This window comes from Streptomyces sp. Ru71 (assembly GCF_002920535.1).
In the GTDB taxonomy this organism is placed as follows: Bacteria; Actinomycetota; Actinomycetes; order Streptomycetales; family Streptomycetaceae; genus Streptomyces.
This window is the reverse complement of sequence record NZ_PQSS01000106.1, coordinates 1-23,326: the sequence shown is the minus strand read 5'-3', so window position 1 is coordinate 23,326 and position 23,326 is coordinate 1. Positions and strand designations below refer to the sequence as shown.

The window sequence follows — 23,326 nt, the reverse complement described above, 5'->3', positions numbered from 1 at the left end:
CCCTGGCCGTGGGCGGGGCCCGTGGCCGCGGGCGACGGCAGCGGGCCGGGGCCCGCCTGCTGCCCGGCGGGGTCCGCGGGGCCGTAGCCGCCGGCCTGCGGGAGCGGACCGGGGCCGGCCTGCTGCCCGGGTATGCCGGGGCCGTAGCCGCCGGGAGGGGTCTGCGGGGTGCCATAGGCGTCGTAACCGGCGTACGGCTGCGGGGTGCCCTCGGCGGGCAGCGGGCCCGCGCCGCTCTGACCGGCCGGTGGCCACTGCTGGGCGCCGGACCAGCCCTGGTCCGGCGCCGGGGCGGGGCCCGGCTGCTGCCCGGGACCCCAGGGGCCGCCCCAGGCCTGGCCGCCCGCCGGCGCGGCGCCCTGACCGCCGTACTCGCCACCGGGCGCGGCACCTTGCTGCGGGGCGCCGTGATACGGCCCCGGCTGCTGCCCGGCGCCCTGCGGCCCACCGCCGTACGGGCCGGCGGAGTACGGCCCCCCGGCGTACGGGCCCGGGGCGGGTGAGCCCGTCATCCCCGGCAGCACGGGCTCGCCGCCGTCGGAGGGCAGCACGATGCCTTCGCGCGCGGGCTGCGCCGAGGGCTCCTCGCCCTGTCCACTCTGCGTCACCGGGACTCCTACGAATGGGGGACCTTGGTCAATCGTCGGCTCACGCTACCGGGTCCCCGGATGCCCATGCCACGCAGCTGAGGACGTCACCTCCTTCCCTGTGACCGTGGTAACAAACCCGCGCTCCCCCACGCAGTACAAGGTCCGCCAAGCCCGTACGCGCAGGCTTCACGCCCGCGTCACGCCGCCGTCCGCAGATCCAGCCGGGCCCCGAACTCCCGCACCACGGACTCCTCCCGGTACGGCTCCAGCCGCTGCTGGAAGTCCTCCAGATACTCCGCGCCCCGGTTGGAGCGCAGCGACTCCAGCAGCTCCACGGCCTTCAGCCCCGTGGCACAGGCCTGTTCGACCTCCCGCTGCTGCACCTGCGCCGTGGCGAGCAGCACATAGCCGATGGCCCGGCGGCGCGCACGCGAGACGGGATGCCCGGCCAGCGACAGCTCGGCGTACCGCGCGGCCGCCTCCGCCTGCCCGAGGTCGCGGTGGCAGTGCGCCAACTCGTCGGCGAGATAGGCCTCGTCGAAATGCGCGATCCACACCGGGTCGTCACCCGAGGCCGCGTCCGCGGACTCCATGGCACTCACCGCGCGCCCGCTCGCCGCGTGCGCGGCGCGCACATCGCCCAGCAGGGCGTGCCCGCGCGCCTCCGCCGCGAAGAACATCGCCTCCGCGCGCGGGGTGACGCGCCCGCGCGCCCCCTCCTGCGCCGCCCGCGCCAACTGGGCGATCTCGCGCGGGTTCCCGAGCTGCGCGGCCAGGTGGCTCATGGAAGCGGCCAGCACATAGCCGCCGTAGCCGCGGTCCCCGGCCGCCTGCGCCAGACGCAGCGCCTGGATGTAGTAGCGCTGGGCGAGCCCGGGTTGGCCGGTGTCGACGGCCATGTACCCGGCGAGTTCGGTCAGGCGGGCCACGGCCGCGAACAGTTCACGGCCCACCGCCTCCCGGTACGACCCCGCCAGCAGCCCCGAGACGACGCTGTTGAGGTAGTGCACGACCACCGGCCGCACATGCCCGCTGCCGTACTGGTGGTCCAGCTCCACCAGCGCCTGTGTCATCGCGCGCACCGCGTCCACGTCGGACAGGCCCACGCGGGGGCCCGCCTGCCGTGCCACCTGCGCATCGGGCGCGGAGATCAGCCAGTCGCGGCTCGGCTCGACCAGAGCCGAGGCGGCGACCGACGATCCGGAGAGGAAGTCGCGGCGCCCCACGTCGCTGCGCCACAGCTCGCAGACCTGCTCGATGGCTCCCAGTACCGTCGGCGAGAACTGGAGGCCGACGCCGGACGCGAGGTTCTTGCCGTTGGCCATGCCGATCTCGTCGATCGTGACCGTACGGCCGAGTTTGCGCCCCAGCGCCTCGGCGATGATCGCCGGCGCCCGGCCCCGTGGCTGCTGCCCGCGCAGCCAGCGCGCCACCGACGTCTTGTCGTAGCGCAGATCGAGTCCGTGTTCGGCACCGCACATGTTGACCCGGCGGGCCAGCCCGGCGTTCGAGCAACCCGCTTCCTGGATGAGCGCCTGCAGCCGTTCGTTCGGCTGCCGCGCGACAAGAGGCCTTGCGGCCATTGGCACTACCCCCTGTGGCTGCGGTGCCTGCCCGTGCACCGAGTTGTCGTGTCTTCCGTGGCCGCTTCCTCCTCGCCGGGCGGCGCGGAGATTCCGGCCGTGAAGATCAATGCCCAGCGGACATACCGAAAATGCGAGGCATGGGCGGATTGCCGGGGTAACGGCGGATGCCGCCCCCACGTGGCTACCCGCTCACAACGCCGAACCTTCCGCGCGCCCCCACCTATGCACCCATGCGCCCCGGACGCCGAATCGATGCTCCTCCCCCGCGCGCGATACACCCCGTAACCGGAGGTGGGTGCGGGAGTTGAGTTCCACGTGGAAGAGACGATCCCGGCCACCGAAGCCGCCCATATTCCCCAGCAGCGCGGGGAATCCCTGCTGGAAGCCGCAGTTCGCTACGCCGAGGAGCGCCACTGGGACGTGTTCCCCGGCACCTGGCTGGAAGCCGCCGACGGGGTGCAGGTCTGCTCGTGCGGCGACCCGGCGTGCGCCGTGCCCGGCGCGCACCCGGCGCGCGAGGACTGGGCGACGCTGGCGACGGGCAGCGCGACGGTCGCGCGCCGGATGTGGCAGAAGCAGCCGGCCGCGTCCATTCTGCTGCCGACGGGGCGGACGTTCGACGCGCTGTCCGTCCCGGAGACGGCCGGGTTCCTGGCGCTGGCCCGGATGGAGCGGATGGAGCTGACGCTCGGCCCGGTGACGCTGACCCCGGACCGGCGGATGCACTTCTTCGTCCTGCCGGGCGCGGTGGCGAAACTCCCGGATCTGGTGCGCAAGCTCGGCTGGTCGGTGTCGTCGCTGGACCTGGTCGCGCTGGGCGAGGGTTCCTGGGTCGCCGCGCCGCCCACGCGGTACGGCACGCGGGGGGCCGTGCAGTGGGCCCGGCGGCCCACTCCGGCCAATCGGTGGCTGCCGGATGCGGAGGAATTGGTGTCGCCGCTCGCCTATGCCTGTGGGCGGGATCGGTGAGCGCCTACTGAGCTGCCCGGTCCCGTCGTCTCGCGGGTGCGGGTTCGTCGTTGCTCGTCGCGCCCACGCGGCGAAGCCGCATATCGGGCACAGTCCCGCGCCCCTGGGTTCGCTGCTCCCCCGTAGGCTGCCAGGTGACGGAGGGAGAGCACGGTGGTTGCTTACGCCGTACGCGTGCAGGGGCTCTGGAAGCGGTTCGGGGAGCAGGTCGCCGTGGCCGGGGTCGATCTGGAGCTGCCCGCGGGGCGGTTCATCGGGTTGGTCGGGCCGAACGGGGCGGGCAAGACGACCACGCTGTCGATGGTGACCGGGCTGCTGCGGCCGGACCAGGGCACCGTCGAGGTCGTCGGGCACGACGTGTGGCGCGACCCGGTGCCGGTGAAGGCGCGGATCGGGGTGCTGCCGGAAGGGCTCAGGCTCTTCGAGCGGCTGTCGGGGCGGGAGCTGCTGGCGTACACGGGCAGGCTGCGCGGTCTGCCCGGCGCCGAGGTCGACAAGCGGGCCGGCCAGCTGCTCGACGTACTGGACCTGGCCGGCAGCCGCGACAAGCTGGTCGTCGACTACTCGACCGGTATGCGCAAGAAGATCGGGCTCGCGGCGGCGCTGCTGCACAACCCCGAAGTGCTCTTCCTGGACGAGCCGTTCGAGGGCGTCGACCCGGTGTCCGCGCAGACCATCCGCGGGGTCCTGGAGCGCTACACCGCCTCCGGTGCCACCGTCGTCTTCTCCTCCCACGTCATGGAGCTGGTGGAGTCGCTGTGCGACTGGGTGGCCGTGATGGCCGCCGGCCGCATCCGGGCGCACGGCCCGCTCGCCGAGGTGCGCGGCACGGCACCCACCCTGCACAAGGCGTTCCTGGAACTGGTCGGCGCGAGCGACCGCGACACCGGGACCGACCTCGACTGGCTGGGCGGCGGCGGCCGATGACGAACCCGACCGCCACCGTCGTACGGCTGAAGCTGTCGCTGTTGCGCAACGGGCTGCGGCAGTCCGGAGGGCGGCGGGCCGCATACATCGCCTCGGCCGTCGTCACCCTTCTCTTCGCGGCGCTGCAGCTGCTCGGGCTGATCGCGCTGCGCGGGCACGCGCACGCCGCGTCCCTGGTGGTGCTGCTGGTCGCGGTGCTGGGGCTGGGCTGGGCGGTGATGCCGCTGTTCTTCCCCAGCGGCGACGAGACCCTCGACCCGACCCGGCTGGTCATGCTGCCGCTGCGGCCCAAGCCGCTGGTGCGGGCGCTGCTCGCGGCCTCCCTGGTGGGTATCGGCCCGCTGTTCACGCTGCTGATGCTGCTCGGCTCGGTGATCTCGGTGGCACACGGGGCGGCCGCGTACGCCGTCGCCGTGGCCGCCGTACCGCTGGCGCTGCTGGTGTGCGTGGCGCTGGCGCGGGCCGTCGCCGCCGCCAACATCCGGCTGCTGACCAGCCGCAAGGGCCGCGATCTGGCGGTGCTGAGCGGTCTGGTCATCGCCGTCGGGGCGCAGGTGGTCAACTTCGGTGCGCAGCGGCTGGGCACGGCCGGGCTCGGGCAGCTCGACCCGGTGGCCGACGTGGTGCGCTGGCTGCCGCCCGCCTCCGCGATCGGCGCCGCGGACTCGGTGAGCCGGGGAGCGTACGGGACCGCGGCCGGGCAACTGCTGGTGAGCGTGGGCGCCCTGGTGGCGCTGCTCGCCGGATGGACGCGCGCCCTGACCCGGCTGATGACCGCGCCCGACGCCTCCACTCTGGCGTCCGCCGAACCGGCCGGGCGTCGGCGCGGCGCGTCCCGGGGGCTCGCCCGGCTGCTGCCCTCCGGGCGCACCGGGACGGTCATGGAACGCAGCCTGCGCTACATCTGGCGCGACCCGAAGACCAAGGCGGCCTGGGTGACCTCGCTGGCGATCGGGCTGATCGTGCCGGTGTTCAACGCGGTGCAGGGCACCGGCTCGGTCTACTTCGCGTGCTTCGCCTCGGGCATGCTCGGCATCCAGATGTACAACCAGTTCGGCCAGGACACCTCCGCCTTCTGGATGGTCGCCCTGACCATCTCCTCCCCGCGCGACGCCTACGTCGAGCTGCGCGGGCGCGCGCTGGCCCTGCTGGTGGTGACCCTGCCGTACGCCACGCTGGTGACCGTGGTGACGACGGCGCTGCTCGGCGACTGGGACCGGCTCCCCGAGGTGCTGGGGCTGTCGCTGGCGCTGCTCGGCGCGATGCTGGCCACGGGCGCGTGGACGTCGGCCCGCTTCCCCTACTCCATCCCGCAGGAGGGCCACAAGAACGTGGCCCCCGGGCAGGCCGGCCTGGCCTGGATCGCCATCTTCGGCGGCATGGTGTCGGCGGCCCTGCTGTGCGCACCCGTCATCGCCGCGGTGATCTGGCTGAACGTCAGCGGCACGGCCTTGTCCGCTGGTTGGCTGCTGCTGCCGGCGGGGGCGGGATACGGGGCGGCGATCACTTACCTGGGCCTACGCCTGGCGGCCCCGAGAACGGCGGCCCACCTGCCGGAAATCCTGACAGCGGTGAGCAAGGGCTGACGGCAAGCAAGAACCAACGGCGCCTGCAACCCCGCAAAAGGGGCGCGGGGAACTGCGCGAGCAACCATGTACGACGGACAGCCGCCGTACCCCCAAGCCACCCTCCTGCATAGGCGCCCTCACCCAACCGGCGGAGCCAATCGCACCGTATGAGATCTGGTCCGCCCCAGTGATCCTCAAGCCCTCCGGTGTGCCGCGCCCCGCTCCCACCTGGTCGCCCCCGATTGACTGACCCGTGTAAGCGGCACAGACCAGGCAGGCTTGAGGAGTAGCGCATGTCGCAGATCACCGACCCGATCCCCGGCGCAGTCTTTCCCCGTCTGGGCTGGGTGGAGGAGCTGCTCGCGCCGGCCCTTCAGGCGGCCGTGGCGGCCCTGCCCGGCGCCGAGAGGCGCGTGGCCGGCTACCACCGCGGCTGGTGCGAGGCCGACGGCACTCCCCTGGTCCCGGCCTCCGGCCACGGCAAGACGGTCCGGCCGGCGCTGACGCTGCTGTCCGCCGTCGCGGTCGGCGGCGACCCGCTGGACGCGGTGCCGGGAGCCGTGGCCGTGGAGCTGGTGCACGACTTCACGCTGCTGCACGACGACGTCATCGACGGCGACGCCCTGCGCCGGCACCGCCCGGCCGCATGGACGGTGTTCGGCACCCCGTCGGCGGTGCTCACCGGTGACGCCCTGATGGTCGCGGCGATGCGGGTGGCCGCCGAGACACCGGCGCCGGTCGCGGCCGCGGCGGTGCAGGAACTCGTCGGCGCGCTGCTGGACCTGGTCCGGGGCCAGAGCCTCGACGTCGCCTTCGAGGACGCCGCCGAGGTGTCGGTGACGCAGTACCTGTCCATGGCGGAGGGCAAGACGGGCTCGCTGATGGGCTGCGCCTGCGCGCTGGGCGGGGTGCTCGCCGGCGCGGACGCCGAACGGGTGGCGGGGCTGCGGGAGTTCGGCCGCCGGCTGGGCGTCGCCTTCCAGTGCGCGGACGACCTGCTGGGCATCTGGGGCCGCACCGCCCGCAGCGGCAAGCCGGTGGGCGCCGATCTCGCGGCGCGCAAGAAGTCGCTCCCCGTGGTCGCGGCCCTGGCCGGCACCGACTCCGCCGCCGAGCGGCTGCGGGAGCTGTACTGCTCCTCGCACCCGCTCGGCGAGCAGGAGGTGGACCTCGTACGGGAGTTGGTGGAGAAGGCCGGGGGACGGCAGGCGGCCGAGGAGGAGGCGCACCGGCAGATGTCGGCGGCGCTGCGCGCCCTGTCGTGCGCCCGGCCGACCGCGGACGCCTACCGGCAACTGCAGGAGATCGCCTGGGCGATGATCCGGCGGGAGTCCTGAACCCGCCGCCCGCCGCCCTCGGCCGGCCGTGAAAAGGTGACGGGCGGGCGTGACTTCGGTCCCGGTGGGCCGTTGACCCTGCGGTGGCCGTTTTGCGGTGTCTGTCCGCTCTCGCCGTCGCCACCCGAACGGGACCTCTTCGTGACGAAACGCAGTGGAGTCGTGCACCAGACCGAACCCCGTGTGGCCCTCCCCGACGACGTTCCTGCCGTGTCCGCCTATGGACTGCAGGTGGTCCGCGGCAGCCACACGGTCCTGTCGAACGTCACCTTCACCATCCCCCGCGGCCGCATCGTCGGCCTGCTCGGCCCGAGCGGCTGCGGGAAGACGACCCTGCTGCGGTCCGTGGTGGGCGTCCAGCAGCCCACCGCCGGCCACGTCCAAGTCCTCGGCCACTCCGCCGGCGCCCCGCCGCTGCGCACCCGCGTCGGCTACGTCACCCAGGCACCGTCGGTCTACGCGGACCTGACCGTGCTGGAGAACCTGCGCTACTTCGCCGCCGCCCTGGGCATGCGGGGCTGGCGCAGGGAGGACGCCGTGGTGCGCGTGGTCAAGGAGGTCGACCTGGCGAGCTACGCCGACAAGCTCGTCACCCGCCTGTCCGGCGGCCAGTACTCGCGGGTCTCGCTGGCCGTCGCCCTGCTGAACAAGCCCGACCTGCTGGTGATGGACGAGCCGACGGTCGGGCTCGACCCGATGGTGCGCCGGGAGCTGTGGCTGGTGTTCCAGCGCCTGGCCATGGAGGGCACCACCCTGCTGGTCTCCAGCCACGTCATGGACGAGGCCGACCGCTGCGACCGGCTGCTGCTGATGCGCGCCGGCCGGCTGCTGGCCAGCGCCGACCGCGCCACGCTGCTGGAGCGCACCGGCTGCACCGATGTGGAAGAGGCGTTCATGCACCTGGTAGAGGCCGCCGCCACCGCGGAGAGCCGCGCCCGGCAGCGCGCCGCGGCCGAGACCGGCTTGCTGCCCGGCCTGCCCGGACTGCTCGACCAGCCCACCGCGTCCGACGCGGAACGCGCCTTCTTCGCCACGGACGCCCGGCCGTGAGCCGCGCCCGCCTGGCCGAGCGGCTGCCGTTCTCCCCCACCATCACCGGCGCCACCGCCGTCCGGGTCCTGCAGCAGATCTCCCGCGACAAGGGCAGCACGGCCCTGCTGCTGGGCATCCCCTGCATGCTGATGGTGTTGCTGAAGCTGATGTTCCACGACTCCGAGCCCACCTTCCAGCGGGTCGGCCCGCAGGTCTTCGGCGTCTTCCCGGTGATCGTGATGTACCTGGTGGCATCCGTCTCCACGCTGCGCGAACGCACCACAGGCACCGCCGAGCGGCTGCTCACCATGCCGGTACGGCGACTGGACATCGTCCTCGGCTACAGCGTCGCCTTCGCGTTCCTGGCCCTGCTCCAGGCGGTGCTGTCCACGCTGCTGTCCGTCGGCCCGCTGGGCCTGGACATCAAGGGCCCGCCCTATCTGCTGATGGTCATCGCCATGCTCGGCGCGCTGCTGGGCCTGGCCCTCGGGCTGCTGGTGAGCGCGTTCGCCCGCAACGAGTTCCAGGCGGTGCAGTTCCTGCCGGCGGGTGTGCTGCCGCAGTTCCTGGTGTGCGGGCTGTTCGTGCCCCGCGACCAGATGCAGGGGGCGCTGTCGGCCGCGGCCGAGGTCATGCCGATGACGTACGCCGTCCAGGCCGCCGGCGAGGCGGCCACCCACACCGGGATCACCGGGCTGTTCGTCCGCGACGCCCTGCTGATCCTGGGCTGCGTGATCATGGTGCTCGTCGCCAGCGCCGCGACGCTCAAGCGGTGAGCCGTGACCATGCGTGAGGGGGGAGGCGCCCGGGACGCCTCCCCCCTCATCTGGACCCGCCGGCGTCAGTCCTTCAGGCCCCAGGTGAAGCCGCCGGAGACCGTGCCGTACCGGGGGAACTCGAACGGCCCGAAACGCAGCGGCCGGTCGTGGCCCCCGTGGTAGTCGTCGGAACCGCCGGGCCCGGGGTAGGCCAGGGCCTCGGCCGACTGCGCCGGCTGCGCCGAGGCGCTCGCCGCCGTGGCCACCCCGCCGGCCAGCACGGCCAGCGCGGCGACGGACACGGCGGCGATACGACGAACCCGCAATGACATGAGAACTCCTCGGGGAGAACAGACCTGTGCACAGGAAAGGGAAACGGTGATTTCACCCTAGTCGGCGCAGGGTCGGAAAACCGGCGGGAAATGCCGAATTCCCCCGAAGGAAGCGCCGAGCACAACAGCCTAAAAAATGAGGGGACAGAAATCGATGACCGGAGCGTGGAGAAGGACGCCGTGCGCGGTTTTCACCCTTCTCGCCGCCCTTCTCGCCGCCCTTCCGGCCGCGACGGCACCGGCCTGGGCCGGTCCACCGGTTCCCGGGCCGCCCGCCTACCAGGCCCCGCAGGTCCCGCCCTGGACGCCGCCCGATCCACGGCAATGGCAGCCGCCCCCCGCGCCCGGCCAGGCCCCCGCGTCCGGGACCGCGCACCGGCCCGCCCCCGCCCCCGGCGGGTCCGGGCCGTCGTCGGATGCGGCCTCGCGGATGGCCGCCGAGGTCAACCGGCGCCGCTCCGCGGCCGGCTGCCCTCCCGTGCGGCTGTGGGCCGCGCTCACCCGAGCCGCGCAACGGCACAGCGAGGACATGGCCCGGCAGCAGCGCCTCACCCACACCGGTTCCGACGGCAGCGGTCCGGAGGAGCGGATGCGGGCCGCGGGATACCGCGCCGGGCACAGCGGCGAGACCATCACCGCCGGGCCCGCCACACCGGGCGCCGCCGTCGCGGCGTGGATGGACAGCCCACCGCACCGCGCCATCCTGCTGACCTGCGGTTACACCCACGCCGGTGTGGGCGCCACGGGCGGTCCCGGCGGCCCCTGGTGGACCCTGGACCTGGCCTCCGGCCGCTGACGTCAGCCGAGACCGAGTCCCGTCGATGACATCAGCCGAGACCGAGTCCCGCCGCAGACGTCAGCCGGGACCCGGGCCCCGTCGCTGACGTCAGCCGAGGTCCGGGTCCCACCACCAGGCGATGCAGGGGGCGCCCTCCACCGGGCCGGGGCGGCTGTCGGACGGCTCCTCGGCGAACGTCACCAGCAGGTCCTCCCGCTCGTCCGGCCAGTGGCCCAGGCTGAGGTAGCGGGGGACCCGCAGCCCCCATTCGTTGTTGCCCCGCATCCCGTGGCGCAGGCCCTGGAGATAGGTGGCGAGCTCCGGGCCGGCGGTTGGCCGGACGCGGTCGTGCAGTCGCAGGAACCGCAGCAGCACGCGGTCGCGCAGCGCGCTCGCCTCGTGGACGGCCTGCTGCAGCGGGAGGGCGCGCTCGGCCATCAGCACGGTGTAGATGTTCTGGTCCGTCTGGCCCCGGGACAGTTCCTTGTGCAGCGAGTGCCGGTCGTTGTCGAGGGAGGCCACCATGATCGCCATTTCGGTCAGCGCCTGCACCGCCGGGCGGTGCATCTCGCGGTCGGGGACGTACGCCCCCGTGGCCGGCTCCAGCAGCGCGAAGGTGGGGTGCCCGCCCGCCGACAGCAGCCGCATCGCCAGGAACTCGTCCAGGCCCGGCATCCGGCCCACGGCCTGGTTGCCGATCTGCCACGCCACCCCCGACAGCCAGGCGCGGTGCGCGTGGACGAACCGGGCGACCTGGGTGGGCGGGGTCAAGGAGCGGAAGCGGCGCATGATGTCCTGCAATGCCCGCGCGTACCGGTCGTCGGGCTCGGCCCGGTCGGTCTCACAGGCCCGCTGCACCTGCCCGGCCAGTGCGTTGAACTGGGCGGGCCGGGTGCTCAGGGGCCCGCTGTCGCACCGGGCGTCGTCGAAGGCGAAGCCCCAGTACACCCACAGCGCGGTCGCCAGCAGCCGGTCCTCGTCGGCTACGGGCGCAAAGCGGGCCATGAAATCAGCGCTGTGGGTCGCCACAACCCATGCTTTTTCCCGTTCCGACGCGCACATTCCACTCCCCTCGATCCATTCCACGGCACGTTTCTCGACCTGTCGGACGCGGGGGTGCACAGCGGATTCCAGGGGGCAGAAAAGAGGGGGCAATTCGACCTCGGACACGCGGTGTCGCATGGCAGCGTGAACCTTTCCGACGAAAGGAATGGGGTTCACGATCATCTGCAACCCGGTGAGGTGATGCGACCAGGCATGGCCGCACCTGCCCGGTGTCAGCCGAAGGGATGGCGGCGCCTTCGCCATTGACGCCGGCCGTCGTCGATCACACTTGTTCCGGCGCTGTGACCTGCCCCGGAGCAGGTCGTTGAGACGGGCATGCGATCTCCTCTCCTTCGCCGTGCCGCTGTCGTCCTCGCCGTCGTGGCCGCCCTCCAGGGGGGCGCCTCCGCCTTCGCCGACGCCGGGAGCCCCGACGCCGCACCGCCCGCCCCCGCCTCCGGCTCCGTCGATCCGTTCACCCCGTTCATGCAGGGCGCGTCGGTGCTCGCCGGGATGGCCGAGCCCTTCTACAACGCGGCCGCCGGCTTCATGTCCCCGCAGGGCTGATGCTCAGCGCGCCACCCGCCCCCACCGGCTTTCACCCCGTCAGGACCGCGTCGAGGAACGGCTCGATCGCCGACCGCCAGCCCTCCGGCTGGTCGTAGTGGACGAGGTGGCCGGCGTCGGCGACCTCCGCGTACTGGCCCCTCGGCAGGACGCGGACCATCTCCTGCGCCTCGGCGCGGCCCAGCTGGCCGTCGAGGCCGCGCACCACGAGGGTGGGGCACTGGACCTGCGCCAGCTCCTCCCAGTGCGCGTCGTACACCCAGGTCTCGCGGGACTTCAGCATCTGCTCCGGGTCGAACACGGGCCGCCAGCCGTCGGCGGACTCGTGCATCACCTCGGCGTAGAACGCGCCACGGGCCGGGTTGGGCCGCTCCACCCAGGGGTCGTCCTCGCCGAACCACTTGCGGACGTCGGCGAGCGTGGCGAAGGGGACGGGCCAGGAGCGGAACCAGTCGGCCCACTCGCGCTGCGAGGCCGCACCCAGCGCGGAGGCCCGCATGTCGCTGATGACCAGGCCGCTCACCAGGTCGGGGCGCTTGGCGGCGAGCTGCCAGCCGGTCAGCGCGCCCATGGCGTGCCCGATCACCACGGCCGGCCCGAGATCCAGTTGCTCCAGCACGGCCTCGGCGTCCTCGACGTAGGCCTCCCGGGTGTAGGCGGCCCGCGGGGGCTTCTCGCTGCGGCCGTGGCCCCGCTGGTCCAGGGCTACGGCGCGGCGCCGCTCGGACAGCCAGCGGGCGGTGGACGCCCAGTGCGCGGCACGGCCCATCAGGCCGTGCAGTAACAGCACGCCGGGCGCGGGCGCCTCGCTCGGGTCGTCCTTGGGAGCGTCACCGAACTCCCAGGCGACGAGGCGGACGCCGCCCGCGCCGGTCACGTCGATACGCCGCACCATCGGTTCTGGCACCCCCACGCTCCACGCTGTCGCTGCCGTTGTTCACCGTGCCGTGTGTTGCGCCCCCGTCGCCCACGCGCCCCCTCACACGCAGACTATCGAATAGGTATTCGAAAATAGCCGTCTTGCCGGGCAACACCCCTCGTTCGAGTGACCTCGCTCAAGGAATGATCGGCGCTGCCGAGGGGAGATCTTCAACGGGAGGCGGACCGCTCGGGGAAAACGGTCCGACGGGAATGACCCTGAGAGCTCGGGGCTCCGGGTCAGCACAGGGGAGGACAGGCCCCGGCGCCTCATCAGGGCGCCGGGGCCCTCCGTTCGTCTGCGGCGCATCTCCCGCCCCCTCGGCTGCGGTGCCACTCGCGACAGCCTCGCACGCGCCGGTGGCGCGGCGCTGCGATTCGGGCACAGTGAAACCCGGGCGCAACGAGCTCAGCAGAACGCGACGACGACCTCGCCGTGAACGGGAGCCGACACGCGCCGGTCAGCGCTTGGCGACGAAGACGTGGGACGCCACGTCCGCGGCCAGCTCGGCCGCCTCACCGCCACTGCCCACCAGCACCCCGCCGGCCGACTCCGTCACGCTCACCACCGAGCCCGGCTGCACACCCGCCCGGCGCAGCGTGTACATCAGCTGCGCGTCCGTCTGGATCGGCTCGCCGATCCGGCGCACGACGACCGTCTTCCCCTCCGTCCCCGGGTCCAGGTCGGCCAGGGACACCATGCCCTCGTCCAGGAACGGGTCGGCGCCGTCCTTCTCGCCCAGCTCCTCAAGCCCCGGGATCGGGTTGCCGTACGGCGACTCGGTCGGGTGCCGCAGCAGCTCCAGCACCCGGCGCTCCACCGCCTCGCTCATCACGTGCTCCCAGCGGCACGCCTCGGCGTGGACCTGCTCCCACTCCAGGCCGATCACGTCCACCAGCAGACACTCGGCCAGGCGGTGCTTGCGCATCACCCGCGTGGCCAGCCGGCGGCCCTCGTCGGTCAGCTCCAGGTGCCGGTCGCTGGCGACGGACACCAGGCCGTCCCGCTCCATCCGCGCCACCGTCTGGCTGACCGTCGGCCCGCTCTGGTCGAGCCGCTCGGCGATCCGGGCGCGCATGGGGACCACACCTTCCTCCTCCAGCTCAAGGATGGTGCGGAGATACATCTCCGTCGTGTCGATCAGTCCGGACATACGTGCCCCTCGATGAGATCTGCCGAAGGCTCGACGGCTCTTTCGGCGCGTGCGCTGGCCCTGATGTCAATTCTGCCGGATGCCACTGACAACCGTGCCGCGTCACCGGCAGCGACCGGCCGCCGGCCCGCAATCCGATGGACGTGTCCATGGCACTCACCTAGCGTGCCGCCATGACCGACGACACGGGGCACACACCGCCGACAGGCCTGCTGATCCAACCGGTGACCGGCGAGGACATGCTCCAGGAGTGGCGGCACGTGCACAACGTGATCGTGCCACCCGCCGCCATGACCCCCGACCAGGCCCGGCAGCGGCTCACCCGCTACCGGCTCGCCAACGCCTACCTCGACGGCGTCCTCGTCGGCTGCTCCACCGTGCGCCCGCCGCAGGACGGAACCGCGACGGTCATCGCACGCGTCCTGCCCGCCCACCGCCGGCAGGGCATCGGAACCGCGCTCTACCAGGACGGACTCGGCCACGCGCGCGTACTGGGCGCCCGCACCGTCGAAACGTGCGTGCTCGCCGCCAACACCGACGGGCTCCAATTCGCCCGCGCCCGCGGCTTCACCGAGACCGACCGCTACGTCCTCGACGGCGAGAGCGACCTGTGGATCGACCTGCGGCTCACCTCACCGACCTAGGCCCGCTCAGCCGCCGTTCGCCGACGGTTTCCCGCCATACAACGATTCCTTCAATCTTGGGGGAACCCGGTGTGTGCTGCGTCACGTTCAAGTTGAATGATTGCAAGTGAGCGAACCGTCGCTCGGCACGTGCGAACGCAGCCTGCAGGGGGTCCAGGTGAGTGCTTCCCGGCGTAGTGGGACCACGGACGAGCTGGGGCCGGACGAGCCCGAGCCGCCCGAGCGGGACGGCTCGGACCTGCTCGCCGCCCTCCTCGACGGCATGGACGCCGCCCTGTGCGCCTTCGACGCGCACGGCGTCGTCACGCACTGGAACCGCGAGGCCGAGCGGATCCTCGGCTGGACCGCCGCCGAGGCCGTCGGACGCCAGGGATTCGCCGGCTGGGCCGTACGCAGCGCCGACGCCGCCGAGGTCGAGGCCCGGCTGCTGTCCGCGATGCACGCACCCGGCCGCCAGGTGCACGAGTTCGCCCTCCTCACCAAGGACGGCGGACGCGTCCTCGTGCGCACCCAGTCCGCCGCCGTCCGCGGACCCGACGGCAAGCCCGCCGGCGTCTACTGCGCCTTCAGCGAGGTCCACGTCCAGATCGACCTGGAACGCTCCATCGCCCTCAGCGAGGCCCTCTTCCAGGACGCCTCCTGGGGCGTCGTCCTCGTCGACGCCGACCTGCGGCCCGCCGTCGTCAACGCCCACGCGGCACGCGCCCTCGGCACCCGCCGCACCTCGGCACTCGGCCGCCCCCTCGGCGACCTGCTCTCCCAAGGCGTGGAGGAACTCGAAAGCGCCCTGACCCACGTCCTGGCCGAAGGCGCCCCACCCGCGCCCGCCGAGATCTGGGTCGCCGTGCGCACCCCCGACGGCGACCGGCGCCGTTGCTGGCGCAGCGGATTCGTCCGGCTCGCCAGTCCCCTCGCTGAAGAACCCGTACCGCTCGGCGTCGGCTGGCTCTTCCAGGACGTCACCGAGTCCAAACAGGCCGAACAGGAAGCCTCCCAGCTGCGCTTCCGCACCAACCAGCTGCACCGCGCCGCCCGCGCCGCCGCCGAGTGCGAGAACCCCGCCGAGGCCGCCACCGTCCACCTCGACTTCGCCCTCGCCGGCTTCGCCGACCACGCCCTCATCGACCGCCTCACCGCCGGCCCCGTCACCGACACCGACACCGACGCCGCGCCGATCCGGCTCACCCGGCTCGCCGCCACCCCCTCCGGCACGCCCGGGCCCAGCCGGCTCGACGTACCGGCAGGCCTGCCCGTCCGCTACGACGACGGCCACCCGGCCCTGCAGTGCGTGCAACGCGCCGGTTCCGTGCGGGCCGCCGCCGGGGCGGTACCGGCCGAGCAGGCGCGCGCCTGGGCGCAGGAGCGGCAGTGGCCGTCGGACACGGTGCACGCGCTGTGCGCGGTCCTGCGCAGCCGGGGCCGCACGCTCGGCGTGGTGACGTTCCTGCGCGGCGGCGGCCGCGGCCCCTTCGAACGCTTCGACATCGCCTACGCCGAGGACGTGGCCGCGCACATCGCGATGTGCCTGGACCTGGCGGAGGCCACGAAGGAGACGTGACGGCGCTGATCAGAGCCGCTCACCGCCGATGGCGGCTCAGTGCCGGTAGCCGCTCACCGCCGGTGCCCGCTCAGTGCCGGTAGAAGATCCGCTCCCGGTACTCCCGCAGGATCCGCCCGTTCCACTCGTGCCCGCCGTCGACGTTGCCCGAGCGCAGGAGCGGCGGCTCGATGCCCCGGTCGGCGAGCGCACCGGCCGCGGTCGCCATCACGGCCTGCAGCAGGGCGGTCGTGACGACGGTGGAGGCGGGGGCGAAGGGCGCCGGAATGCCCTCCAGGGACAGCTCGGCATCCCCGACCGCGATCTTCGAGTCCAGCACCAGATCGCAGTGGTCCTTCAGGAACGTCCCCGACACATGCCGCGACTTCGTCTGCTCCGCGTACGCCACCGACGTCACCCCGATGACCTTCACGCCGAGCGCGCGGGCGTTCATCGCCATCTCCACGGGCAGCGCGTTGCGCCCGGACAGCGAGATGATCACCAGCACGTCGCCCGCACGGACCGGCGAACTGTCCAGCACCGCGCTCGCCAGCCCGTCGACCCGCTCCAGCGCCGACCCGAGCGTCGCGGGCATCACGTCCACCCCGACCACCCCGGGCACCGCGAGCAGGTTCATCAGCGCCAGCCCACCGGCCCGGTAGACGACGTCCTGAGCGGCGAGCGAGGAGTGCCCCGCCCCGAACGCGAACAGGTTCCCCCCGGCGGCGACGGCATCGGCGAGCAGCGTGCCGGCGGCCTGGATCCGCTCGCCCTCCTCGTCCCGGACACGCTGCAACAGCCCGATCGCGGCGTCGAAGAACTGCCCGCCCAGTTTGTCGCTCATCCGCGTGGCTCCTTCGCGTCACGGCCGCTACCGCGGATCACGGTGCGGTCTGGACCAGTGCGGTGTCAATACGGCGCGGGGGCGCCCCGAGGCACCCGGCCGGAACCCGCTCGGTGAACAACTCAAAAAAACGGTTGATACGGGCCGGAGCGCTTCTTAGTGTTGCGTGCACACGAGAAGGGAGGTGGTTCGGCAGATGTATGAATACCGGACGCGTGAGGTGGCTGCGGGCTAGCGGCCCGTCACCACACACTGTGCGGTGCCGGACCAGCGCGTGAGAGACGCGTGCAGCCGGCCCAATCCCAAGCAGTCACCCGACCTGCGAGTCGCCGGTACGTCCGGCCGGCTCCTCCGCTGGAGGAACCAGACTCGCGGGTCGTCTGCGTTTTACGGCGGCTTTGCCGTGGTTTTTTCGGGGCGCAGTACGCTGGGCGCATGATTTCGCTCGTCCGGCGCCGCCACGTGGACTTCGTCCGCGTCACGAGCATGGGCTGTCGACGCTCCGTCTGAGCCGTCCAGCCGTTTCCCGCGCTTCCTGATCTTCTTCCTTCTCGCCCTGGCACCCGTGCGTCCTCGCCCACCCTCAGCGGTTCGCGCGGGCCCCCGTACACCCACGGATGTGTCCCATGACGTATCAGCAACTGCCGATCATCGATCTCTCCGCCGCCGACCGCGGGCCGCAGGCGCGGGCGCTGCTGCACGCGCAGCTGCACAGTGCCGCCCATGACGTGGGGTTCTTCCAGCTGGTGGGGCACGGGGTGACCCGGGAGGAGACCGAGCGGCTGGTGGGTGCCATGCGGCGGTTCTTCGCGTTGCCCAAGAGCGAGCGGCTGGCCATCGACAACGTCCGCTCGCCGCACTTCCGTGGCTACACGCGGGTGGGTGACGAGCGCACCGGTGGGCGGCAGGACTGGCGGGACCAGCTGGACATCGGGGCGGAGCGGCCGGCGCGGGTGCCGGGGCCGGGTGAGCCGGCGTACTGGTGGCTGCAGGGGCCCAACCAGTGGCCGGCGGCGCTGCCGGAGCTGAGGGAGGCGGCGCTGGCGTGGATCGCGCGGCTCAGTGACGTCGCCGGGCGGCTGTTGCGGGAGCTGCTGGTCGCCATCGGGGCTCCGGCCGGCTTCTACGACCCGATCTTCGGGGAGTGGGCGCATCCGCATCTGAAGCTGGTGCGGTATCCGGGCAGTGCCGGGGACGGCGCCGGTCAGGGCGTGGGTGCGCACAAGGACTACGGCTTCCTGACGCTGCTGCTGCAGGACCAGGTGGGTGGGTTGCAGGTGCAGCGGGAGGACGGGTTCTTCCATGACGTGCCGCCGGTCGAGGGGGCGTTCGTGGTGAACCTGGGTGAGCTGCTGGAGGTGGCGACGAACGGGTATCTGCTGGCCACCCGGCATCGGGTGGTGTCACCGGCGGGGGCGACGGAGCGGTTCTCGGTGCCGTTCTTCTACAACCCGCGGCTGGACGCGCGGGTGGAGCCGCTGCCGTTCCCGCATGCGGCGGTGGCGCCGGGTGTGTCGCAGGATCCGGGCAATCCGTTGTTCGCGGAGTACGGCTTCAACGAGCTGAAGGGCAAGGTGCGGGCACATCCGCTGGTGGCCGAGCGGCATCACGCGGGGCTGCTGGCTCCCGCGTGATGCCGGCTCGTGCCGGTTCCGCTCAGTAGGCGATGTCGTCGTAGCCCTCGATGTCTCGGGGGCTGCGGGGGCCGGGGCCGATGTAGCGGGCGGAGGGGCGCACCAGGCGGCCGGTGCGCTTCTGCTCCAGGATGTGCGCCGACCAGCCGGCGGTGCGGGCGCAGGTGAACATCGAGGTGAACATGTGCGCCGGGACCTCGGCGAAGTCCAGCATGATGGCGGCCCAGAACTCGACGTTGGTGGCCAGGACGCGGTCCGGGCGGCGGTTGTGGAGTTCTTCCAGGGCGGCCTTCTCCAGCGCTTCGGCGATCTCGAAGCGGGGGGCGCCGAGCTCGCGGGCGGTGCGGCGCAGGACGCGGGCGCGGGGGTCCTCGGCGCGGTAGACGCGGTGGCCGAAGCCCATGAGGCGTTCGCCGCGGTCGAGGGCCTTCTTGACGTAGCCGGCGGCGTCGCCGGTGCGCTCGATCTCCTCGATCATGCCGAGCACGCGGGAGGGGGCGCCGCCGTGCAGCGGGCCGGACATGGCTCCGACGGCGCCGGAGAGCGCGGCGGCCACGTCGGCGCCGGTGGAGGCGATGACGCGGGCGGTGAAGGTGGAGGCGTTCATGCCGTGCTCGGCGGCGGAGGTCCAGTAGGCGTCGACGGCCTTGACGTGCTTGGGGTCGGGCTCGCCGCGCCAGCGGATCATGAAGCGTTCGACGACGGACTCGGCCTTGTCGATCTCGCGCTGCGGGACCATGGGCAGGCCCTGGCCGCGGGCGGACTGGGCGACGTAGGACAGGGCCATGACGGCGGCGCGGGCGAGGTCGTCGCGGGCCTGTTCGACGTCGATGTCCAGGAGAGGTTTGAGGCCCCAGACGGGGGCGAGCATGGCGAGCGCGGACTGTACGTCGACGCGGATGTCGCCGGAGTGGACGGGGATGGGGAAGGGTTCGGCGGGCGGCAGTCCGGGGTTGAAGGCTCCGTCGACGAGCAGTCCCCAGACGTTGCCGAAGGAGACGTGGCCGACGAGGTCCTCGATGTCGACGCCGCGGTAGCGGAGTGCGCCGCCTTCCTTGTCCGGTTCGGCGATCTCCGTCTCGAACGCGACGACTCCTTCGAGACCGGGTACGAAGTCGGACATCAGGCGGCTCCTCGTGGTGGTGTTCGATGGTCACCCTGGTGATGCCCCGTGGGGTCGACCGTCACCCAACCGGGTTGCGGCCACCATATCTCCGAGTGCCACCCTTGGGGAGGTCTCGCGGCACTCAGTGCCACCAACGGGGTTCGGCCGGGTACGGCCGGGCGGTCGATACGGCAAGATGCTCGCGTGAATGACCACGACGCCGCGTTTCTCGGTCCCGCGCCCGATCCCGCCGCCATGCGCAAGCACTACCGCGCCGAGGGCCTGGCGGAGGCCGACCTGGCCGCCACGCCGGTGGAGCAGTTCGCGCGCTGGTTCCGGCAGGCCGCGACGGAGGCCCACCTGTTCGAGCCGAACGCGATGGTCGTCTCCACGGCGGACGCCGAGGGCCGGCCGAGTTCGCGGACGGTGCTGCTGAAGGGGTTCGACGAGCAGGGTTTCGTCTTCTACACCAACTACGACTCGCGCAAGGCCCGTGAGCTGGGCGAGAACCCGTATGTCTCGTTGCTCTTCCCGTGGCATCCGATGGCCCGGCAGGTGATCGTGCAGGGCGTGGCCCGGCGTACGGGGCGGGACGAGACGGCCGCGTACTTCCGGTCCCGGCCGCACGGCTCGCAGCTCGGCGCGTGGGCCAGTGCGCAGTCCACGGTGATCGTCTCGCGGGCGGAACTGGACGCCTCCTACGCGGAGCTGCAGGGGCGCTATCCGGAGGGGGAGCAGGTGCCGGTGCCGCCGCACTGGGGTGGTTTCCGGGTGGCCCCGCAGAGCGTGGAGTTCTGGCAGGGCCGGGAGAACCGGCTGCACGACCGGCTGCGGTATGTGGCGGAGGCGGACGGGAGCTGGCGGGTGGAGCGGCTCGCTCCGTGAGGGCGGCGGTCAGAGTTCGCCCCGGAAACACGGACGGTGTGGTGTCCGCCGGGCGCTTCTGACTACGCCCTCAGCCCAGCGCCGCGTCCAGCAGGGCCGCCCATTGCGCCACGACGCGTTCCCGGCGGGTCGTGTCGTCGGTGAGGAGGTTGGCCAGGCCCAGGCCGCGGGCCATGTCGAGGAGGCCCTGGACGGTTTCACGGACGCCGGGGCGGGACTCGTCGGCGCCGAGGAGTTCGACGGCTATGCGGTGGGTCTCGCGGCCCACCCGGGCTTCCAGTTCGGTGACGCGGCCGCGCAGCTGGTCCTCGTTGGAGGCGGCCACCCACAGCTGGAGGGCGGCGCGGAAGAGGGGGCCGGTGTAGAGGTCGACGAGGGCGCTCACCACGGCCCGGCGGCCGGCGGCCTGCGCGCCTTCGGGGAAGAGGGCGCGCAGTGCCAATGAGCGTTCCTCGGCGACGTATTCGACGGCGGCCGTGAACAGGTCCTCGCGGGTGGGGAAGTGGTGCTGGGCGGCGCCGCGGGATACGCCGGCGCGTTCGGCGACGACGGTGACCGTGGAGCCCGCCCAGCCGTGCTCGGCGAGGCAGGCCACGGCTGCTTCCAGGAGCCGCTGCCGGGTGGCCCGGCTGCGGTCCTGCTTGGGCTCGCGGTCGCGTTCCGCCGTCGTGCTCATGTGGTCACACCACCCATGCCGGGTCCCGTCTTTCCAGGAAGGCCGTCATCCCCTCGCGGGCCTGGGCGGAGGAGAACAGCCGGGCCGAGAGCGCGGTCAGGTGGGCCGCGTCCCGGTCGAATGTTTCCAGCACCCTAGCCGTGAGCAGCCGTTTCGTCTCGGCCAGGGCTTCGGGTGCGGACCGGCGCAGGCCGTCCAGGATCGGGGCGAGGGCCTCGTCGACGTCGTCGGCGGTGGTCGTGAGCAGGCCGACGCGTACGGCCTCGTGGGCGTCGAAGCGTTCACCGGTGAGGTAGTGGCGGGCCAGTGCGCGGGGATCGGCGCGCGGGATCACCGGCAGGGAGATCACCGCGGGGGCGACGCCGATGCGGACCTCGGTGAACGCGAACGTGGCCTGCGCGGACGCGGCGGCGATGTCGCAGGCGGCGAGCAGGCCGAGGCCGCCGGCGCGGACGTGGCCGGTGACGCGGGCGACGACCGGTTTGGGCAGCTCGACGATCTGGCGCAGCAGTGCGACCAGGGCGTCCGGGTGGGGCGGGTCGCGCAGGTCGGCGCCGGCGCAGAAGGTGTTTCCGGTGTGGGTGAGGACGACGGCGCGGACGCCTGGGTCCTTGGCGCAGTCGGTGAGGGCGGCGGCGAGGGCGGTGACGAGGGCGGCGGACAGGGCGTTGCGCGTGTCCGGGGAGTCGAGGCTGAGGGTTTCGGCTCCCCGGGTGCGGCTGCGGCCGACGAGGGCGGTCATGGGTGCTCCCTGAGCCGGCGGCGCAGGATCTTGCCGGAGGCGGCGCGCGGCACGGTGTCGATGAAGGTGACCTTGCGGATGCGTTTGTAGGGGGCGACGCGTTCGGCGACGTACATCATGACCTCGCCTTCGCCGAGGCCGGCCGCGGTGGGCTGGCGGACGACGTGGGCGTGCGGGATCTCGTTGCCGTCGGCGTCGAGGTCGCCGATGACGGCGGCGTCGGCGATGCCGGGGTGGGTGAGCAGCAGCGCTTCGAGTTCGGCGGGGGCGACCTGGAAGCCCTTGTACTTGATGAGTTCCTTGACCCGGTCGACGACGAACAGCCAGCCGTCCTCGTCGACGTGGCCGACGTCGCCGGTGTGCAGCCAGCCGTCGGCGTCGATCATGGCGGCGGTGGCGTCGGGGCGGCCCAGGTAGCCCTTCATGACCTGGGGGCCGCGGATGAGGATCTCGCCGGATTCGCCGGCGGGCAGGTCCTTGTCGGGGTCGTCGAGGGAGACGATGCGCATCTCGGTGCCGGCGATGAGCTTGCCGACGGTGCCGGCGGGGGCGTCGTGCATGGCGTCCAGGGGGACGACGTGGGTGCCCGGGGAGAGTTCGGTCATGCCATAGGCCTGGCCGACGGGTGGCAGGCCGAGGCGCTGGGAGCAGGCGGCGGCGAGGGCCGCGTCCAGCGGGGCGGCGGCGCTGATGAGGTATTTCAGCGCCGACAGGTCGTACTGGGCGACCAGGGGGTGCTTGGCCAGGGCGAGCACGATGGGTGGTGCCACGTACAGGCCGGTGATGCGGTGGTTCTGGAGGGCGGCGAGGAAGGTCTCCAGCTCGAAGCGGGGCAGGACGACGACGGTGGCGCCCTTGCGCAGGGGTGCGTTCATCAGGGCGGTGAGCCCGTAGATGTGGAAGAACGGCAGGACGGCGAGGATGCGTTCGCCGGGGCCCGTGGTGATGGCGGGCTCCAGCTGGGCGAGGTTGGTGGCGATCTGCCGGTGGGTGAGCATCACGCCCTTGGGGATGCCGGTGGTGCCCGAGGAGTAGGGCAGTGCGGCGACGTCCTCGGCGGGGTCGATCGCCACGGACGGCTCGGGGGCGGCACAGGCCAGCATGTCGATCAGCGAGCGGTGGTTGGCCGCGTGGTCGCACACGAAGATCTCCGCGACCCCGCCGGCGATCTCCGCGGCGCGGCGCGCGATGTCCAGCAGCGGGGAGACGGTGACGATCCAGCGGGCGGCGCAGTCGGCGAGCTGTTTGGCGAACTCCTCGGCGGTGGCGAGGGGGTGCACGGTGGTGACGGAGGCGCCCGCGCGGGTGGCGGCGTAGAAGGCGATGGGGAAGAACACGGTGTTGGGGCTGTGCAGGGCGAGCACGTCGCCCTTGCGCACCCCGGCCTCGGCGAGCGCGGCGGCGATGCGCCGGTGGAAGCGGTCCACCTGCTCGTAGGTGAGGGCGGTGCCGTCGGTGCCGTCGACGAGCGCGGGGGTGTCCGCGAACTCGGCGGCCCGGCCGAGCACGGCCTCGTGGATGGGAAGGTCTACGGGCTGGACGTCTGCGTACTCGCTGCGGAACACGGTTCCTCCAGTGCGGTCGCCTAGTACGACTTGGGCAGGCCCAGGGTCTGGTGGGAGACGTAGTTCAGAATCATCTCCCGGCTCACCGGGGCAATACGAGCCACGCGCGCGGCCGTTATCAACCGGGCGAGTCC

Annotated in this window: 22 protein-coding genes and 2 pseudogenes; 12 read left to right on the top strand and 12 right to left on the bottom strand. The window is 72.7% G+C overall.

Annotated elements, in window-relative coordinates; genetic code table 11:
- Both C3489_RS39725 and C3489_RS35070 read right to left on the bottom strand, forming a co-directional pair.
- Window positions 1–608, bottom strand: a pseudogene (locus tag C3489_RS39725) (hypothetical protein); the annotation flags it as partial.
- 179 nt (window positions 609–787) lie between these two features.
- On the bottom strand, window positions 788–2,173 hold the full coding sequence (locus tag C3489_RS35070; RefSeq protein WP_103786176.1) for a transcriptional regulator: 1,386 nt from the start codon (window positions 2,171–2,173) through the stop codon (window positions 788–790).
- 318 nt (window positions 2,174–2,491) lie between these two features.
- Here C3489_RS35070 and C3489_RS35065 point away from each other — a divergent pair, with 318 nt between their 5' ends.
- The 6 genes from C3489_RS35065 (at window position 2,492) to C3489_RS35040 (ending at window position 8,785) form a co-directional block, all read left to right on the top strand.
- Window positions 2,492–3,145 carry a bifunctional DNA primase/polymerase gene (locus C3489_RS35065; protein ID WP_103786175.1) on the top strand — a complete coding sequence of 218 codons (654 nt, stop codon included), beginning with the start codon at window positions 2,492–2,494 and terminating at the stop codon, window positions 3,143–3,145.
- A gap of 153 nt (window positions 3,146–3,298) precedes the next feature.
- The gene (locus C3489_RS35060; RefSeq protein WP_103786174.1) at window positions 3,299–4,072 is read left to right on the top strand and encodes an ABC transporter ATP-binding protein; all 774 of its coding nucleotides are present in this window, start codon (window positions 3,299–3,301) and stop codon (window positions 4,070–4,072) included.
- The gene (locus C3489_RS35055; RefSeq protein ID WP_103786173.1) at window positions 4,069–5,658 is read left to right on the top strand and encodes a transporter; all 1,590 of its coding nucleotides are present in this window, start codon (window positions 4,069–4,071) and stop codon (window positions 5,656–5,658) included. Before C3489_RS35060 ends, C3489_RS35055 begins: the two co-directional genes overlap by 4 nt.
- Before the next feature lie 275 nt (window positions 5,659–5,933).
- On the top strand, window positions 5,934–6,977 hold the full coding sequence (locus tag C3489_RS35050; RefSeq protein WP_103786172.1) for a polyprenyl synthetase family protein: 1,044 nt from the start codon (window positions 5,934–5,936) through the stop codon (window positions 6,975–6,977).
- 210 nt (window positions 6,978–7,187) lie between these two features.
- A complete protein-coding gene (locus C3489_RS35045; RefSeq protein ID WP_103786181.1) occupies window positions 7,188–8,027 on the top strand; it encodes an ABC transporter ATP-binding protein in 840 nt (279 codons plus the stop codon).
- Window positions 8,024–8,785 carry an ABC transporter permease gene (locus tag C3489_RS35040; protein ID WP_258055085.1) on the top strand — a complete coding sequence of 254 codons (762 nt, stop codon included), beginning with the start codon at window positions 8,024–8,026 and terminating at the stop codon, window positions 8,783–8,785. The genes C3489_RS35045 and C3489_RS35040 overlap by 4 nt, the downstream gene beginning before the upstream one ends.
- Window positions 8,786–8,850: 65 nt before the next feature.
- Here C3489_RS35040 and C3489_RS35035 read toward each other — a convergent pair whose 3' ends face one another.
- Entirely contained in the window at window positions 8,851–9,099 is a 249-nt protein-coding gene (locus C3489_RS35035) for a hypothetical protein (protein ID WP_146075390.1), read from the bottom strand.
- A 430-nt stretch (window positions 9,100–9,529) separates the two neighbouring features.
- Here C3489_RS35035 and C3489_RS38895 point away from each other — a divergent pair, with 430 nt between their 5' ends.
- Window positions 9,530–9,895 (top strand): CAP domain-containing protein, encoded by a 366-nt coding sequence (locus C3489_RS38895; protein WP_181139971.1) that lies wholly within the window; start codon window positions 9,530–9,532, stop codon window positions 9,893–9,895.
- 90 nt (window positions 9,896–9,985) lie between these two features.
- On the opposite strand, the gene C3489_RS35025 is transcribed toward C3489_RS38895, so the two are convergent.
- Window positions 9,986–10,882, bottom strand: a complete 897-nt coding sequence (locus tag C3489_RS35025; RefSeq protein ID WP_219822005.1) for a terpene synthase family protein — start codon at window positions 10,880–10,882, stop codon at window positions 9,986–9,988.
- 375 nt (window positions 10,883–11,257) lie between these two features.
- Between C3489_RS35025 and C3489_RS38890 the strand changes: the two genes are divergently transcribed.
- Window positions 11,258–11,488 carry a hypothetical protein gene (locus tag C3489_RS38890; RefSeq protein WP_181139970.1) on the top strand — a complete coding sequence of 77 codons (231 nt, stop codon included), beginning with the start codon at window positions 11,258–11,260 and terminating at the stop codon, window positions 11,486–11,488.
- Between the two features lie 31 nt (window positions 11,489–11,519).
- Here the strand turns inward: C3489_RS38890 and C3489_RS35015 are convergent, their stop codons facing one another.
- Window positions 11,520–12,383, bottom strand: a complete 864-nt coding sequence (locus C3489_RS35015; RefSeq protein WP_103786169.1) for an alpha/beta fold hydrolase — start codon at window positions 12,381–12,383, stop codon at window positions 11,520–11,522.
- Window positions 12,384–12,867: 484 nt separating this feature from the next.
- The gene (locus C3489_RS35010) at window positions 12,868–13,560 is read right to left on the bottom strand and encodes a metal-dependent transcriptional regulator (RefSeq protein ID WP_103786168.1); all 693 of its coding nucleotides are present in this window, start codon (window positions 13,558–13,560) and stop codon (window positions 12,868–12,870) included.
- A gap of 173 nt (window positions 13,561–13,733) precedes the next feature.
- On the opposite strand from C3489_RS35010, the gene C3489_RS35005 reads away from it, so the two are divergent.
- Together C3489_RS35005 and C3489_RS35000 are read left to right on the top strand one after the other, a co-directional pair.
- Window positions 13,734–14,204, top strand: a complete 471-nt coding sequence (locus tag C3489_RS35005) for a GNAT family N-acetyltransferase (RefSeq protein ID WP_103786167.1) — start codon at window positions 13,734–13,736, stop codon at window positions 14,202–14,204.
- Between the two features lie 157 nt (window positions 14,205–14,361).
- Complete coding sequence (locus C3489_RS35000) at window positions 14,362–15,762, top strand: PAS domain-containing protein (protein WP_103786178.1); 1,401 nt, start codon at window positions 14,362–14,364, stop codon at window positions 15,760–15,762.
- Between the two features lie 70 nt (window positions 15,763–15,832).
- Here C3489_RS35000 and C3489_RS34995 read toward each other — a convergent pair whose 3' ends face one another.
- Entirely contained in the window at window positions 15,833–16,585 is a 753-nt protein-coding gene (locus C3489_RS34995) for an SIS domain-containing protein (protein WP_103786166.1), read from the bottom strand.
- A 617-nt stretch (window positions 16,586–17,202) separates the two neighbouring features.
- Between C3489_RS34995 and C3489_RS34990 the strand changes: the two genes are divergently transcribed.
- A complete protein-coding gene (locus C3489_RS34990; RefSeq protein WP_103786165.1) occupies window positions 17,203–18,219 on the top strand; it encodes an isopenicillin N synthase family oxygenase in 1,017 nt (338 codons plus the stop codon).
- A gap of 22 nt (window positions 18,220–18,241) precedes the next feature.
- Here C3489_RS34990 and C3489_RS34985 read toward each other — a convergent pair whose 3' ends face one another.
- Window positions 18,242–19,342, bottom strand: a complete 1,101-nt coding sequence (locus C3489_RS34985) for a citrate synthase 2 (protein WP_103786164.1) — start codon at window positions 19,340–19,342, stop codon at window positions 18,242–18,244.
- A gap of 237 nt (window positions 19,343–19,579) precedes the next feature.
- On the opposite strand from C3489_RS34985, the gene pdxH reads away from it, so the two are divergent.
- On the top strand, window positions 19,580–20,209 hold the full coding sequence (pdxH, locus tag C3489_RS34980) for a pyridoxamine 5'-phosphate oxidase (RefSeq protein WP_103786177.1): 630 nt from the start codon (window positions 19,580–19,582) through the stop codon (window positions 20,207–20,209).
- A gap of 70 nt (window positions 20,210–20,279) precedes the next feature.
- On the opposite strand, the gene C3489_RS34975 is transcribed toward pdxH, so the two are convergent.
- From C3489_RS34975 to C3489_RS39720, 4 genes and pseudogenes are all read right to left on the bottom strand, one after another.
- The gene (locus C3489_RS34975; RefSeq protein ID WP_103786163.1) at window positions 20,280–20,885 is read right to left on the bottom strand and encodes a TetR/AcrR family transcriptional regulator; all 606 of its coding nucleotides are present in this window, start codon (window positions 20,883–20,885) and stop codon (window positions 20,280–20,282) included.
- A 4-nt stretch (window positions 20,886–20,889) separates the two neighbouring features.
- Window positions 20,890–21,627 (bottom strand): enoyl-CoA hydratase family protein, encoded by a 738-nt coding sequence (locus tag C3489_RS34970; RefSeq protein WP_103786162.1) that lies wholly within the window; start codon window positions 21,625–21,627, stop codon window positions 20,890–20,892.
- A complete protein-coding gene (locus C3489_RS34965) occupies window positions 21,624–23,192 on the bottom strand; it encodes a 4-coumarate--CoA ligase family protein (protein ID WP_103786161.1) in 1,569 nt (522 codons plus the stop codon). Before C3489_RS34965 ends, C3489_RS34970 begins: the two co-directional genes overlap by 4 nt.
- Before the next feature lie 20 nt (window positions 23,193–23,212).
- Window positions 23,213–23,326 (bottom strand): annotated as a pseudogene (locus C3489_RS39720) (acyl-CoA dehydrogenase); the annotation flags it as partial.

What these genes read in the sequence shown, in the direction of transcription:
- C3489_RS35070 (WP_103786176.1), bottom strand. Translation starts at nt 2,173, where the DNA reads ATGGCCGCAAGGCCTCTTGTCGCGCGGCAGCCGAACGAACGGCTGCAG.
- C3489_RS35055 (WP_103786173.1), top strand. Translation starts at nt 4,069, where the DNA reads ATGACGAACCCGACCGCCACCGTCGTACGGCTGAAGCTGTCGCTGTTG.
- C3489_RS35050 (WP_103786172.1), top strand. Translation starts at nt 5,934, where the DNA reads ATGTCGCAGATCACCGACCCGATCCCCGGCGCAGTCTTTCCCCGTCTG.
- C3489_RS35035 (WP_146075390.1), bottom strand. Translation starts at nt 9,099, where the DNA reads ATGTCATTGCGGGTTCGTCGTATCGCCGCCGTGTCCGTCGCCGCGCTG.
- C3489_RS38895 (WP_181139971.1), top strand. Translation starts at nt 9,530, where the DNA reads ATGGCCGCCGAGGTCAACCGGCGCCGCTCCGCGGCCGGCTGCCCTCCC.
- C3489_RS35025 (WP_219822005.1), bottom strand. Translation starts at nt 10,882, where the DNA reads ATGGCCCGCTTTGCGCCCGTAGCCGACGAGGACCGGCTGCTGGCGACC.
- C3489_RS38890 (WP_181139970.1), top strand. Translation starts at nt 11,258, where the DNA reads ATGCGATCTCCTCTCCTTCGCCGTGCCGCTGTCGTCCTCGCCGTCGTG.
- C3489_RS35015 (WP_103786169.1), bottom strand. Translation starts at nt 12,383, where the DNA reads ATGGTGCGGCGTATCGACGTGACCGGCGCGGGCGGCGTCCGCCTCGTC.
- C3489_RS35010 (WP_103786168.1), bottom strand. Translation starts at nt 13,560, where the DNA reads ATGTCCGGACTGATCGACACGACGGAGATGTATCTCCGCACCATCCTT.
- C3489_RS35005 (WP_103786167.1), top strand. Translation starts at nt 13,734, where the DNA reads ATGACCGACGACACGGGGCACACACCGCCGACAGGCCTGCTGATCCAA.
- C3489_RS34995 (WP_103786166.1), bottom strand. Translation starts at nt 16,585, where the DNA reads ATGAGCGACAAACTGGGCGGGCAGTTCTTCGACGCCGCGATCGGGCTG.
- C3489_RS34990 (WP_103786165.1), top strand. Translation starts at nt 17,203, where the DNA reads ATGTGTCCCATGACGTATCAGCAACTGCCGATCATCGATCTCTCCGCC.
- C3489_RS34985 (WP_103786164.1), bottom strand. Translation starts at nt 19,342, where the DNA reads ATGTCCGACTTCGTACCCGGTCTCGAAGGAGTCGTCGCGTTCGAGACG.
- pdxH (WP_103786177.1), top strand. Translation starts at nt 19,580, where the DNA reads ATGCGCAAGCACTACCGCGCCGAGGGCCTGGCGGAGGCCGACCTGGCC.
- C3489_RS34975 (WP_103786163.1), bottom strand. Translation starts at nt 20,885, where the DNA reads ATGAGCACGACGGCGGAACGCGACCGCGAGCCCAAGCAGGACCGCAGC.
- C3489_RS34970 (WP_103786162.1), bottom strand. Translation starts at nt 21,627, where the DNA reads ATGACCGCCCTCGTCGGCCGCAGCCGCACCCGGGGAGCCGAAACCCTC.